At 60.7% G+C, this 11,402-nt stretch carries 10 protein-coding genes; 4 read left to right on the forward strand and 6 right to left on the reverse strand.

Annotated features, from left to right (window positions below; all coding sequences use genetic code 11):
* Positions 1-33: 33 nt before the first annotated feature.
* Positions 34-1,329 (reverse strand): D-alanyl-D-alanine carboxypeptidase, encoded by a 1,296-nt coding sequence (locus JJ959_RS15115; protein ID WP_292885150.1) that lies wholly within the window; start codon positions 1,327-1,329, stop codon positions 34-36.
* A 363-nt stretch (positions 1,330-1,692) separates the two neighbouring features.
* Between JJ959_RS15115 and JJ959_RS15120 the strand changes: the two genes are divergently transcribed.
* The 3 genes from JJ959_RS15120 to clpA all read left to right on the forward strand — a co-directional run bounded on the left by JJ959_RS15120 (position 1,693) and on the right by clpA (position 5,146).
* Positions 1,693-2,223 carry a phasin family protein gene (locus tag JJ959_RS15120; RefSeq protein ID WP_292885153.1) on the forward strand — a complete coding sequence of 177 codons (531 nt, stop codon included), beginning with the start codon at positions 1,693-1,695 and terminating at the stop codon, positions 2,221-2,223.
* A gap of 271 nt (positions 2,224-2,494) precedes the next feature.
* Positions 2,495-2,821, forward strand: a complete 327-nt coding sequence (clpS, locus tag JJ959_RS15125; protein ID WP_193182732.1) for an ATP-dependent Clp protease adapter ClpS — start codon at positions 2,495-2,497, stop codon at positions 2,819-2,821.
* Positions 2,822-2,827: 6 nt separating this feature from the next.
* A complete protein-coding gene (gene clpA, locus JJ959_RS15130; RefSeq protein WP_292885158.1) occupies positions 2,828-5,146 on the forward strand; it encodes an ATP-dependent Clp protease ATP-binding subunit ClpA in 2,319 nt (772 codons plus the stop codon).
* An 84-nt stretch (positions 5,147-5,230) separates the two neighbouring features.
* On the opposite strand, the gene JJ959_RS15135 is transcribed toward clpA, so the two are convergent.
* The 5 genes from JJ959_RS15135 to JJ959_RS15155 form a co-directional block, all read right to left on the reverse strand.
* On the reverse strand, positions 5,231-5,419 hold the full coding sequence (locus JJ959_RS15135; protein WP_292885161.1) for a hypothetical protein: 189 nt from the start codon (positions 5,417-5,419) through the stop codon (positions 5,231-5,233).
* Between the two features lie 136 nt (positions 5,420-5,555).
* On the reverse strand, positions 5,556-6,728 hold the full coding sequence (locus tag JJ959_RS15140; RefSeq protein ID WP_292885164.1) for a GNAT family N-acetyltransferase: 1,173 nt from the start codon (positions 6,726-6,728) through the stop codon (positions 5,556-5,558).
* A gap of 75 nt (positions 6,729-6,803) precedes the next feature.
* Positions 6,804-7,271 (reverse strand): RidA family protein, encoded by a 468-nt coding sequence (locus JJ959_RS15145; protein WP_292885167.1) that lies wholly within the window; start codon positions 7,269-7,271, stop codon positions 6,804-6,806.
* A gap of 681 nt (positions 7,272-7,952) precedes the next feature.
* On the reverse strand, positions 7,953-8,657 hold the full coding sequence (locus JJ959_RS15150; RefSeq protein ID WP_292885169.1) for a hypothetical protein: 705 nt from the start codon (positions 8,655-8,657) through the stop codon (positions 7,953-7,955).
* 264 nt (positions 8,658-8,921) lie between these two features.
* Positions 8,922-10,613: a cache domain-containing protein gene (locus JJ959_RS15155; RefSeq protein ID WP_292885172.1), complete on the reverse strand. Its 1,692-nt coding sequence runs from the start codon at positions 10,611-10,613 to the stop codon at positions 8,922-8,924.
* Between the two features lie 281 nt (positions 10,614-10,894).
* Here JJ959_RS15155 and JJ959_RS15160 point away from each other — a divergent pair, with 281 nt between their 5' ends.
* Positions 10,895-11,335 (forward strand): host attachment family protein, encoded by a 441-nt coding sequence (locus JJ959_RS15160; RefSeq protein ID WP_292885174.1) that lies wholly within the window; start codon positions 10,895-10,897, stop codon positions 11,333-11,335.
* Positions 11,336-11,402 lie beyond the last annotated feature (67 nt).

Consider the following 11,402-nt stretch of genomic DNA (forward strand, 5'->3'; position numbering starts at 1 on the left):
GCCCGTTTTCCCGGGCGGCGTTTTTTGTCGCTCTTACCCGCCGGTCGGCATGGTGGCGACTTCTTCGCCGGTCTCGCCCGGAACCGGCACGCAAGGGACGTGCTTGCGGACCAGCATGGCGCAGGCATTGCGGGCGTCGGCCTCAGTGAAGCCGAAGATCCGGGACCGGAAGACGGTGCCGTGGTCGCGGGTGATCTGCTCAACGGAGTCCTTGGAGTCCGCCACGACCTTTTTCAGATGGGTGCGCGCGGTGCGGATCATCTGTTCGGCCGGCGCGCGGCTCGAATAGGCGCCGACCTGGATGCCCCAGTCGCGGTCCGAGAGATCCTCGCTGCCGGATCCTTGCAGCGCGTCGTCGGAGACGGCGGATTGGGCGGCGGCGAGTTGTACTGTCGCGGGAGCGTCGCTGCTCGGTATCGGCCGCGCGACCGGGATCGGCGCCGGCACCCGGTTGCGGGCGATCTGGATCGCTTTCTTGAAGCCGCGGTTCAGCAGCGAGACCATGTGCTTGTCGCGCGATTTCGCGGTCCGCCCGCCGAACACGACGGCGATGATGTGGTGGCCGTTGCTGTGCACGGAGGTGACGAGATTGAAGCCCGAGGCCCGGGTGTAGCCGGTCTTGATCCCGTCGGTGCCGGAATAGCGCCCGAGCAGGTTGTTGTGGTTCTTGTAGGTCCGACCTTTGTAGGTGAATTTCTCGGTCTTGAAATAGTGGTAGTATTGCGGGAAGTCGCGCTGGATGCGCAGGCCGAGCTTGGCCATGTCGCGCGCGGTGCTTTTCTGCCGCCGATTGGGAAGGCCCGAGGCGTTGCGGAAAGTCGTATGCGTCATCCCGATGTTCCGCGCTTTCTCGGTCATCGCGATGGCAAAGTGGACCTCGCTCTTCGCCAGATGCTCGGCGACCACGGTCGCGGCGTCGTTGGCGGAGCGGGTAACGAGAGCCAGGATCGCGTCCTCGACAGAAAGGGTCTGGCCTTCGCGCAGATCGATATTCGTCTGCGGCTGTCCGGCGGCCCGCTTGGAGACCTTCATCCGGGTCTTCAGCGTGACTTTGCCCCGGTCGAGCGCGTCGAACAGCATGTACAGGGTCATGATCTTGGTGAGCGAGGCCGGATAGTTCCGCGTGTCAGCGTTCTTCGCATAGAGCACGTCCAGCGTGTCGGCATCCATCACGAAAGAGGCGTAGCGCGCCTCGGCCGCGCTGGCGGAAAGCCAGATCGCCAGACCGAAAGCGACGACGCAAACGGCTCTCCAGACCCGTGCTGTCACGCTTCGCGCCATATCTCCCCCAGAGCCCTTGCGCCGTCCGATGACGGTGCCGTTAGCCATACACAAAATCGCCAGAATCTTATGTAAGGGCTTAGCTGTTGTCCATAAGTAATTGAATTAGAATTAAACCCGCGCTCCCGATCAGGGCGAATACCGAGATCGTAATAAACTATTCTTGCTGGCGAATTCGTTGGATTGAAAGACTTTTTAGAGGCGGTCAGAGAAAATTGTGCACTGCACAAAAAAATCTCTTGATCTTAGGGCGCCGATCCATATTTTAGAGGCGTGTTGCAGTGCAGCATGAGAGCGCGGACAGGATCAAGAGATTTGCGTGTCCAGGTGACATGCCTGCGACCCCCCAGGGACGGTCCCCCGAGAAGAGCCGGCCCGAACGAGAGCCAACAAATTGCAAGGAGAGTGAACATGGTTGCGAAGAAAACCACCTCCGCCGGTGCCGCCGACAAGATTGAAGAATCGGTCGCGGCCGGCAAGGAAACCGTCGAAGCCGCTCTGAAGGCGACCCAGGAAGTCGCGCAGAAGGGCTACGACCAGGCGGTTGTTCTGATGAAGGAAAACGCCGAGAAGGCCCAGAAGGCCCTCTATGGCGGCTATGACGAGTATGCCACGCTCGGCAAGGCGAACTACGACGCCTATGTCACGGCGATGAATGTCTGGTCCAAGGGCTTCGAGACCATCGGCAAGGAACTCTATGCCTTCGGTCAGGAAAGCGTCGAGACCTCCGTCGAGATCAGCAAGTCCGCGATGTCCTGCAAGACCGTCAGCGACCTGCTGGAACTGCAGAACGACGTGACCAAGAAGAGCTATGACAAGACGCTCGAGGAGCTCACCAAGATCTCCGAGCTGTCCGTCAAGACGGCGAACGAAGCGATGAAGCCGATCCAGGACAGCCTGACCGGCACCTTCGAGAAGCTGACCAAGCCGATCGCCGCCTGACCGGCAGCCTCAATCGGTTCCGAATGCGAGAGCCCGGCCGTTTCGGCCGGGCTCTTCGCGTTTTTGCATACCGGAACGAATGTGGTTCCGCCGCCGATTAGGCCTTGCAAGATCTTGTGCTCGACACGAAATGTCTGTCACCCTACCTGCATGTGTCTATGGCCTCATGTATGATGCTGCACGGACTTCTCCGAGGCCCCGAAAGACCTATTTAGCTCGTGCAGCATTCGAGCGCCTGTCCGTCAGGCGCGGAACATTCATGGTTCTGGGAATGAGTGACGACGACAAGAAAAACGGTGACGGCACGAATACGGGTGTGGTGGTCAAGGCACGGCCGAAAACCAAGAAGCCGGCCATGTACAAGGTCATCATGCTGAATGACGATTACACGCCGATGGAGTTTGTCGTTCACGTTCTGGAAAGATTCTTCTCGAAGAATAGGGAAGAGGCGACGACGATCATGCTGCATGTCCACCAGCGCGGTGTTGGGGTCTGCGGCGTCTATACCTACGAGGTCGCCGAAACGAAGGTAACGCAGGTGATGGATTTCGCCCGTCAGCACCAGCACCCGTTGCAATGCACTCTGGAAAAGGCTTGATCAGACATGCTGTCGAAAAATCTTGAAGAAAGCCTGCACCGCGCCCTCGATCTCGCGAACGAGCGCCAGCACGAATATGCGACGCTGGAGCATCTGCTCTTCGCGCTGACGTCCGATCAGGACGCCGTGGCGGTGATGCGGGCCTGTGATGTCGACGTGGAGCGGCTGCGCAACGATCTCGCCGGCTATATCGACAACGATCTGATGAACCTGATCCGGACCGAGGAAGAGGAAGCGAAGCCGACCGCCGGCTTCCAGCGCGTGGTTCAGCGCGCCGTCATCCATGTCCAGTCCTCCGGGCGCGCCGAAGTGACCGGCGCCAACGTCCTTGTCGCGCTGTTCTCCGAGCGCGAGAGCCACGCCGTCTATTTCCTGCAGGAGCAGGAGATGTCCCGCTTCGATGCGGTGAACTACATCTCCCATGGCATCGCCAAGGTGCACGGACAGTCGGAAACCCGCCGGGTCGACGGCGCCGAAGAGGAAGCCAAACAGGAAACCGTCAACAAGAGCGGCAACGAGGCGCTCGACGCCTATTGCGTGGATCTGAACAAGAAGGCGATGGCGGGCAAGATCGATCCGCTGATCGGCCGCGAATTCGAGGTCGAGCGCACGATCCAGATCCTTTGCCGCCGGACCAAGAACAATCCGCTCTACGTGGGCGACCCGGGCGTCGGCAAGACCGCGATCGCCGAGGGCTTGGCCCGCCGCATCGTCGACGGCAACGTGCCGGAGGTTCTCGAGAACGCGCAGATCTTCGCGCTCGACATGGGCGCGCTGCTCGCCGGCACTCGCTATCGCGGCGATTTCGAGGAGCGGCTGAAGGCCGTCGTCAACGAGCTCGAACGCAATCCGGACGCGGTGCTGTTCATCGACGAGATTCATACCGTGATCGGCGCGGGCGCTACCTCGGGCGGTGCGATGGACGCCTCGAACCTGCTGAAGCCGGCCTTGCAGTCCGGCGCACTGCGCTGCATCGGCTCGACCACCTACAAGGAATTCCGGACCCATTTCGAGAAGGACCGGGCCCTGGTGCGCCGCTTCCAGAAGATCGACGTGAAGGAACCGTCGATCGAGGACAGCATCAAGATCCTCAAGGGTCTGAAGCCCTATTACGAGGAGCACCACAAGGTGCGCTTCACCAACGATGCGCTTAAGACGGCGGTGGAACTGTCGGCAAAATACATCGGCGACCGGAAACTTCCGGACAAGGCGATCGACGTGATCGACGAGGTCGGCGCGGCGCAGATGCTCGTTGCTCCGTCGAAGCGGCGCAAGACCATCGGCGTCAAGGAAGTCGAGGAGATCGTCGCCAAGATCGCCCGCATCCCGCCGAAGAGCGTCTCGACCGACGACAAGACGGTGCTGAAGAACCTGGAGCGGGATCTGAAGACCGTCGTGTTCGGGCAGGATACCGCGATCGCGTCGCTGGCGACGGCGATCAAGCTGTCCCGTGCGGGGCTGCGCGAGCCGGAAAAACCGATCGGCAACTATCTTTTCTCCGGCCCGACCGGTGTCGGCAAGACCGAGGTAGCGCGTCAGCTCGCCAACGCTCTCGGCATCGAGCTGACCCGTTTCGACATGTCGGAATACATGGAGCGCCACAGCGTCTCCCGCCTGATCGGCGCGCCTCCGGGCTATGTCGGCTTCGATCAGGGCGGTCTACTGACCGACGCGATCGACCAGCATCCGCATTGCGTGCTGCTGCTGGACGAGATCGAGAAGGCCCATCCGGACCTTTTCAACGTCCTGCTGCAGGTGATGGATCATGGCAAGCTGACGGATCACAACGGCAAGACCGTGGATTTCCGCAATGTCATCCTGATCATGACCACCAATGCCGGTGCGTCGGATCTGGCCAAGGAAGCGATCGGCTTCGCGCGCACCCAGCGCGAGGGCGACGATACCGAGGCGATCAACAAGATGTTCACCCCGGAATTCCGCAACCGTCTGGATGCGATCATCCCGTTCAGCAATCTGACGCCGGAAATCATCTCCCGCGTGGTGGAGAAATTCATCATGCAGCTCGAGGTGCAGCTCTCCGACCGCGGTGTGACCATCGAGCTCAGCGATGCCGCCCGCACCTGGCTCGGCGAGAAGGGCTACGACCGTCTCTACGGTGCCCGCCCGCTTGCCCGCGTGATCCAGGAGCACGTGAAGAAACCGCTGGCCGAGGAATTGCTCTTCGGGAAGCTGGTCAAGGGGGGCCTTGTCCGCGTCGATCTGGAGGAAGACAAGCTGGTCTTCTCCTATCCGGACGAGGACAGCGACAAGGGCTCCGGTGGCGGTTCTACGAAGCGCGAGAAGAAAAAGCCGGAACTGGTCTGATCCCGGACCGGGGATTTCAGGCAAAAGAAAAGGCCCGCGCACTGCGCGGGCCTTTTTCTTATCGATGTTTCCTCGCCGAGGTGCTCAGGCAGCCTGCAGGTAGGAGTCGTTAGCACCGAGGACCGACTTCAGCGCGTCCGGGTCAATGCGCCAGGCACCGTTCACATTGGCCGCGATGCTCGCGTGACGGTCAACGAGAACGCGCATTTCCGAATTGGTGAAGCCGTTCATTTCAGCGGCCTCGAGAAGGGTGATGCAGAAGCGGTCGCCCATGGTCTAACTCCCTAATCAATTTGAATGTCGCGGACGGCGCCGTAAGGCAGCCGGTCTGCGTGTTTGCTAGAATTCATATTGGCCTATCTTACGATGTTGCGGTGCAAAAATACCGAAGACCAGCCATGCGCCACGTTCAGGTCTCGTGACGGAAGGGTGACTGTTTTTCGAGTGCGTCCTTCTCGTATTCCATCTGCATCCGTTCGCGGCGCAGGAAATCTCCGACCGCGTCCCGGAAGGATTGCGACGGGATCAGATGGGCGCTGTAGGTGTAGCGGGGCAGGTAGCCACGCTGGATCTTGTGCTGACCCTGAGCCCCGGCCTCGACCCACTCGAGGCCCCGCTCGATGGCGAAATCGATCGCCTGATAATAGCAAAGCTCGAAATGCAGGAACTTGAAGTCGGCGATGCAGCCCCAGTTGCGGCCGAACAGCGTGGTATCGCCGATCAGGTTGAGCGCGCCGGCGACGGGGGTGCCGCCCATCTCTGCGATCACCAGCAGGACGCGGTCGGCAAGCCGCTCGCCCAGCAGATCGAAGAAGTCACGGGTGAGATAGGCCGATCCCCATTTGCGGTCGCTGGTATCCATGTAGAACCGGTAGAACGCGTCCCAGTGCCGGGGCTCGATCATGCCGCCGGTCAGCCGGCGGATCGTCAGCCCGGCCTCCGCGGCCGCCTTGCGTTCCTTGCGGATGGCCTTGCGCTTGCGCGACGACAAGGCGCCGAGAAAATCTTCGAACGTCGCGTAGCCGTCGTTGTGCCAGTGATATTGCAGACCGACCCGCTGCAGGAACCCGGCCTCGCCGAGCGCCTGCCACTGGGACTCGGGAAGAAAATTCACATGCAGGGAGGAGACGTTGAAGCGCCGGGTGATCTCTATCAGGCCGCCGATCAGAATGTCCCTGACGGCTTCTGCATCCGTGTCCGGATGCGTGAGGAGCCGGGGGCCTGTCACTGGTGTGAAGGGAACAGCTGACAGCAATTTCGGATAATATTCGCCGCCCGCCCGCTCGTAGGCATCGGCCCAGCCCCAGTCGAAGACGTATTCGCCCTGGGAATGGCCTTTCAGATAGAGCGGGACGACGCCCGCGATCCGTCCGCTTTCGTCCGCATAGACCAGGTGCTGCGGCAGCCAGCCGGTCTCCGCCTTGACGGAGCCGCTGTCCTCCAGCGCCGAGAGAAAGGCGTGGCTGAGAAACGGGTTCTCGGGCCCGGCACTGGCATCCCAGTCCGCCGCCGCGATCTCGTGGATCGAGCGCAGAACGGAAACGGCGGCCTGTGTTTCTGTCCGGTCTTCCCCGTCGGGCACGATGGATTACCTCGATGCGGCGTGTCTCATGAAAGATTGTGCGCCGCAGCGATCCGTCAAGCAAATGGAGCCGGATCAGGCGAGTTCGATCACCGCCTCGACCTCGACGGCGACACCGAGCGGCAGGGAGCCGGCGCCGACCGCGAAGCGGGCATGCTTGCCCTTGTCGCCGAACACTTCGACCATCAGATCGGAGGCGCCGTTCACCACCATCGGGTGCTGGGTGAAGTCGTCTGTCGCATTTACGAAGCCGCCGACTTTCACCACGCGGGCGACCTTGTCGAGATCGCCGCCGCAGGCCGCTTTCGCCTGGGCGATGATGTTGAGGGCGCAGATCCGTGCGATCTTCTGGGCTTCTTCGGCGGTCATGTCCTTTCCGACCTTGCCGACACCCTTCAGTTCACCGTTCCAGAAAGGCACCTGGCCCGAGATATAGAGGGTCTTGCCGGAAATCACATATGGCACGTAGTTGGCTGCGGGCGCGGCGGCATTGGGAAGTTCGATGCCAAGTTCGGAAAGGCGCGCGTCGATAGAACCGGCCATGAGGTGACTCCTTCAAAATTCTGGAACGATCTGTTAGAAAAGGTCCGCGAGGAACGGCGCGAAGCATAGACAGTCGCGCCGAAGGTCGCTAACGTTTTCGAAAAAGAAGGGTGCGTCAGTAAATGACGCACCCAGGATCGGACGATAGAGGCTTCGTCCTTAGGAGCTTCACAGGGTAATCGGGGAGCGGGGATGGGAGAGAACCGCTCCCCCAGTCTTCCATCGTTTGGCGGACGATGGAACTCTGAACCCGAAGGATTGAAGCTCTGCCCCTACGGGTCCGCTAACTAGGGTGGAACCGTGCAATTCTGGTTCCGAAACTCTATATATAGTAGTTCAGGGTATGTGAGACCGCAATAAGTATTTTTGCGGTGAATTTCACAGAGTATTTGAAATACAGATAAAATAGTTAACGGATATTTACGAAGTCTCAATCGGGCTTCAGGTTCCACAGCATCTGTGCTGTCGGGCTAAAGTCGGTGCCAAGAAATCGGCATGTTTTGGCCGCCGGAATGGTCGATTTTGCTCCACCGGATCACGGTCTCGCCTCAAGAAGGAATCCTGAAAAACGGCTGGATCAAGCTGTTTTTCTCCGTGTCCTGTGCCGGGATTTCGACTTTTTCCTGAAGCCAGACGGAGAAGCGGGAACCGTCAGGGCCGTCGCTTGCTCTGGCCCGCAATTCAAGCGCCGGAAAGCTCCTGGAACGCCTGAAAAGCGTCGACGCACGTCCTGTAATAGGCCTCGTCCTCGAAAGATGAGGCGGCGATTCTCGCCTTGATCGCCTCGCGAGGATCGTCTTTCTCGCTCAAGATATCATGAGCGCAACGGGCGAGGCGCGCCTTCATCTGGTGGGCGAGCGGCTCCGGCGGTTCGGGCGTTCGTTCGACGAACTCGAGCGCGGGTCGGAAGTTCCGGGAACGGGTCATCGCGATCATCTGATCGGACCCGGCGGCAAGCCAGAACGCTCCACTCTTGTTGACGCAGATCATCGGAAAGAGCGCGGCGATACCAGGGGCAACACTGTTCGCATAGACCTCGCACTGCCAATAGCTGCGGGCAATCCGTGCGAAATGAAAGAAATCCTCGACCGCGACCATGCCCGACTCTTCGATTGGCAGAATCTCGATTTGCGGCTTGTCCGGATTGACCGTGTCGTTCGAGACGTCGACATACCAGGGGCCGAACTGCATCGCGTTCTGGAAGTAGCTTTCACGGAGCACGCCCCAGATCTTCCGGCCGATCCCGCCAGCCTGAACGAAGGCACGCAGGGCGGCACTGGTCTCGCAGGACGGCGCGTGCAGATCGGCAACGAGCCTGTCGTAGAGGGTGTCCCTGATCTCTCGGCAGCGGCCGAGCGGATAAGGCTTGCCGGCGAATTCTGGCATCGCCGGCCCGAGTTCCGCGTCGACGGCCCGCCGCAGCCGCCCGAAATAGCCATGGAGCTTTTCGTGGTCGCAGAGAAACGCCCGACCGAGCTCTCGCTGTCGGGAATCCGGAGGGATCGGTTGCAGGGGCAGTAGCGTGCCTGGTGCCATGGGGAGGCGGGCCTCAAGATTTCCGTCTTGTTCGCGTTTTAGGAGACGGCGGCAGGACAGGCAAGACGGGATGCCGGACGGCGCGCGTTCCGCCGCCCGGTGCTCCGTTCAAGTTCAGGCGTTACTGAGCCGGCGGACGAACTTGTCGACTTCCTCCTTGAGCGAGCCGATTTGCTTGCCCAGCTTGTCGGTCACGTCGGAGAGTTCGTGCGCGGCCTTGTCCGAGCGCTCGCCCGCCATGTTCACCCGGCCGATATTTGACGTAACGGTTCCCGTCGCGTGGGAAACCTGCTCCACGTTCCCGGAGATTTCGCGGGTGGCGGAAGACTGCTCTTCCACCGCGGCAGCGATCGCCGATGTGGTCTCGTCGATATTCTGGATGGTGCCGACGATCTTGCCGATCACCTCGGCGGCTTCCTTGGTCGCCTGCTGGATTGCGGAGATCTGCCCTGCGATTTCCTGGGTCGCACTGCCGGTCTGGTTCGCAAGCGATTTCACCTCGCTGGCGACGACGGCAAAGCCCTTGCCCGCTTCCCCGGCCCGTGCCGCCTCGATGGTGGCGTTGAGCGCGAGGAGGTTGGTCTGCTCGGCAATGTCATTGATCAGATTGACGACCTCGCCGATGCGTTCCGCCGAACTCTGAAGGCTGATGACCTTGGCATTGGCGTCTTCGGCTTCGGTCGCCGCTGAACGCGAGATAGAGGCGGACTGGTCGGCCTGACGGCCGATTTCCGCGATCGAGTTGGTCAGTTCTTCCGTTGCGGCGGCCACGCTCTGCAGGCTTTGCGACGCATTTTGCGCGGCGCTATCGGCTTCTCGTGCACTGTCCGCGGTTTCGGCTGCTGTCTGTTGCATGTCGGCCACAGAGCGACGCGCGGCTTCCGCCGAGTTCTGGACCTCGCCGGTCACACGGCCGATCGAGCTTTCGAGTTCCTTGACGATCTCCTGCAGCAGGCGTCGGCGTTCGGCATCGGCCTTCTCGGCATCCTTCGCGCGGCTCTCCTCAAGCGCGGCGACGCGTGCGGCATTCTCCTTGAAGACCTGAACCGCCTTTGCCATTGCGCCGACTTCGTCCCGGCGGTCGATTCCGGGGACGCTAACCTCGATATTGTTCGCCGCGAGTTCGGACATCGTCCGGCGCAGCGCTTCCATCGGACCCGTGATGCCGCGGGAGATGGCAAGTCCGACGAGGATCATGACGACAAGGATGCCGGCGGTCAGTCCACCCGCTTTCAGAGCATAGTCCATCAAGGCTGCATCGATATCGTCGATGTAGATTCCGGTCCCGACGAAGATCTGCCAGGGCTCGATGAGCGCTACATAGGCAAGCTTTGGTTCAGGCACGTCGGAACCTGCTTTCGGCCACAGGTATTCAAAGCGCCCGCCGCCTGGCTCCTTCTGCAGCACGGAAACCATCTCGGCGATGATTCTGACGCCGTTCGGATCCTTGACGCCGAACATGTCGGTTCCCTTGAGGGAGGGTTTGGCGCCATGGACCACGTTGACGCCCTTCATGGTGTAGGCGAAGAGATACTCGACCTCGCGGAAGCGGACAGCGAGCGCGTTTTTCTCCCACAGCGCGAGCGCTTCTTCCCGCGTCATCTCTCCGGCCGCCGCGCGGGCTTCGAGCGCAAGGGCTTCGGAAACGGCGACTTCGATCACCGACTTGATCTCGCGGGACCGCTCGTCATAGAGGTCGCCGCGCTTGATCCAGAGCGTGACGCCGATCTGAAGGGCCATGGCAAATGCTGCGAGCAGAATGATCATCCCGATCTTCTGCGCAAAGGAGAGGCGGTCGAGTCCCATCGGGAAAGCTCCGGAAAAAGGAACGTAATCAACCTTATTATGCAGTTATTCGGTTAAGGATCGGCTAACAGGCCGATGTCTTGATCAGTGTTTTGAAGGTCAAGTAATCGGCAAGAAATATATATTTTTGCTATGGTTATTTCGTGGGCCGGATTTCACGGCAAGTGACGGTCTGCGGCGAGATGACCTATCTTGGATCTTCCAGGCGACACCACATAGAAGGCGCAGGAGAACGCATTTCGCCAGCATGGCGGGCGTCAAAACAGGGAAGGGGACTTCGAATGCAGGTAGCGCATAAAGCATGGGTTCTGGTGGCCGACGGCGAACGTTTCGTCGTCTACGAGAACCACGGCGACGCCGATCTGATCGATCTGCGCGTGGTCGGCAACGAACACACCAGCAATCCCGCAGACCATCTGCAGGGCACAGACCGTCCGGGGCGGTTGAACGATCCCTCGGCGGGCCAGAAGAGCGCAGTGGAAGCCACGAACTGGCATGTGCTCGAAAAGCAGCATTTCGCCGAAACCACTGCCGCGAAACTCAATGACTGGGCGCTTAGCAAGAAGTTCGAGGATCTCGTCGTGATCGCGGACCCGAGGACGCTTGGAAACCTGAGGCCGCATTACAGCCAGTCAGTGAAAGCGAGACTGCGCAAGGAACTCGACAAGGATCTGACCCATTTGCCGGTCAACGAGATCGAGCAGGCGCTCTCCCGCCTCTGATCTCTTTCCGAAAAGCGAAGAGGCCGCCGCGAAAGGGTCGCGGCCGCCTCTTTGTGGGGTAGGGGAC

The sequence above is a fragment of the Nisaea sp. genome (genome assembly GCF_017640745.1).
GTDB lineage: Bacteria > Pseudomonadota > Alphaproteobacteria > Thalassobaculales > Thalassobaculaceae > Nisaea.

Coding starts and splice junctions, on each gene's coding strand:
- JJ959_RS15115 (WP_292885150.1), bottom strand. CDS start 1,329: ATGGCTAACGGCACCGTCATCGGACGGCGCAAGGGCTCTGGGGGAGAT.
- JJ959_RS15120 (WP_292885153.1), top strand. CDS start 1,693: ATGGTTGCGAAGAAAACCACCTCCGCCGGTGCCGCCGACAAGATTGAA.
- clpS (WP_193182732.1), top strand. CDS start 2,495: ATGAGTGACGACGACAAGAAAAACGGTGACGGCACGAATACGGGTGTG.
- clpA (WP_292885158.1), top strand. CDS start 2,828: ATGCTGTCGAAAAATCTTGAAGAAAGCCTGCACCGCGCCCTCGATCTC.
- JJ959_RS15135 (WP_292885161.1), bottom strand. CDS start 5,419: ATGGGCGACCGCTTCTGCATCACCCTTCTCGAGGCCGCTGAAATGAAC.
- JJ959_RS15145 (WP_292885167.1), bottom strand. CDS start 7,271: ATGGCCGGTTCTATCGACGCGCGCCTTTCCGAACTTGGCATCGAACTT.
- JJ959_RS15150 (WP_292885169.1), bottom strand. CDS start 8,657: ATGCCAGAATTCGCCGGCAAGCCTTATCCGCTCGGCCGCTGCCGAGAG.
- JJ959_RS15155 (WP_292885172.1), bottom strand. CDS start 10,613: ATGGGACTCGACCGCCTCTCCTTTGCGCAGAAGATCGGGATGATCATT.
- JJ959_RS15160 (WP_292885174.1), top strand. CDS start 10,895: ATGCAGGTAGCGCATAAAGCATGGGTTCTGGTGGCCGACGGCGAACGT.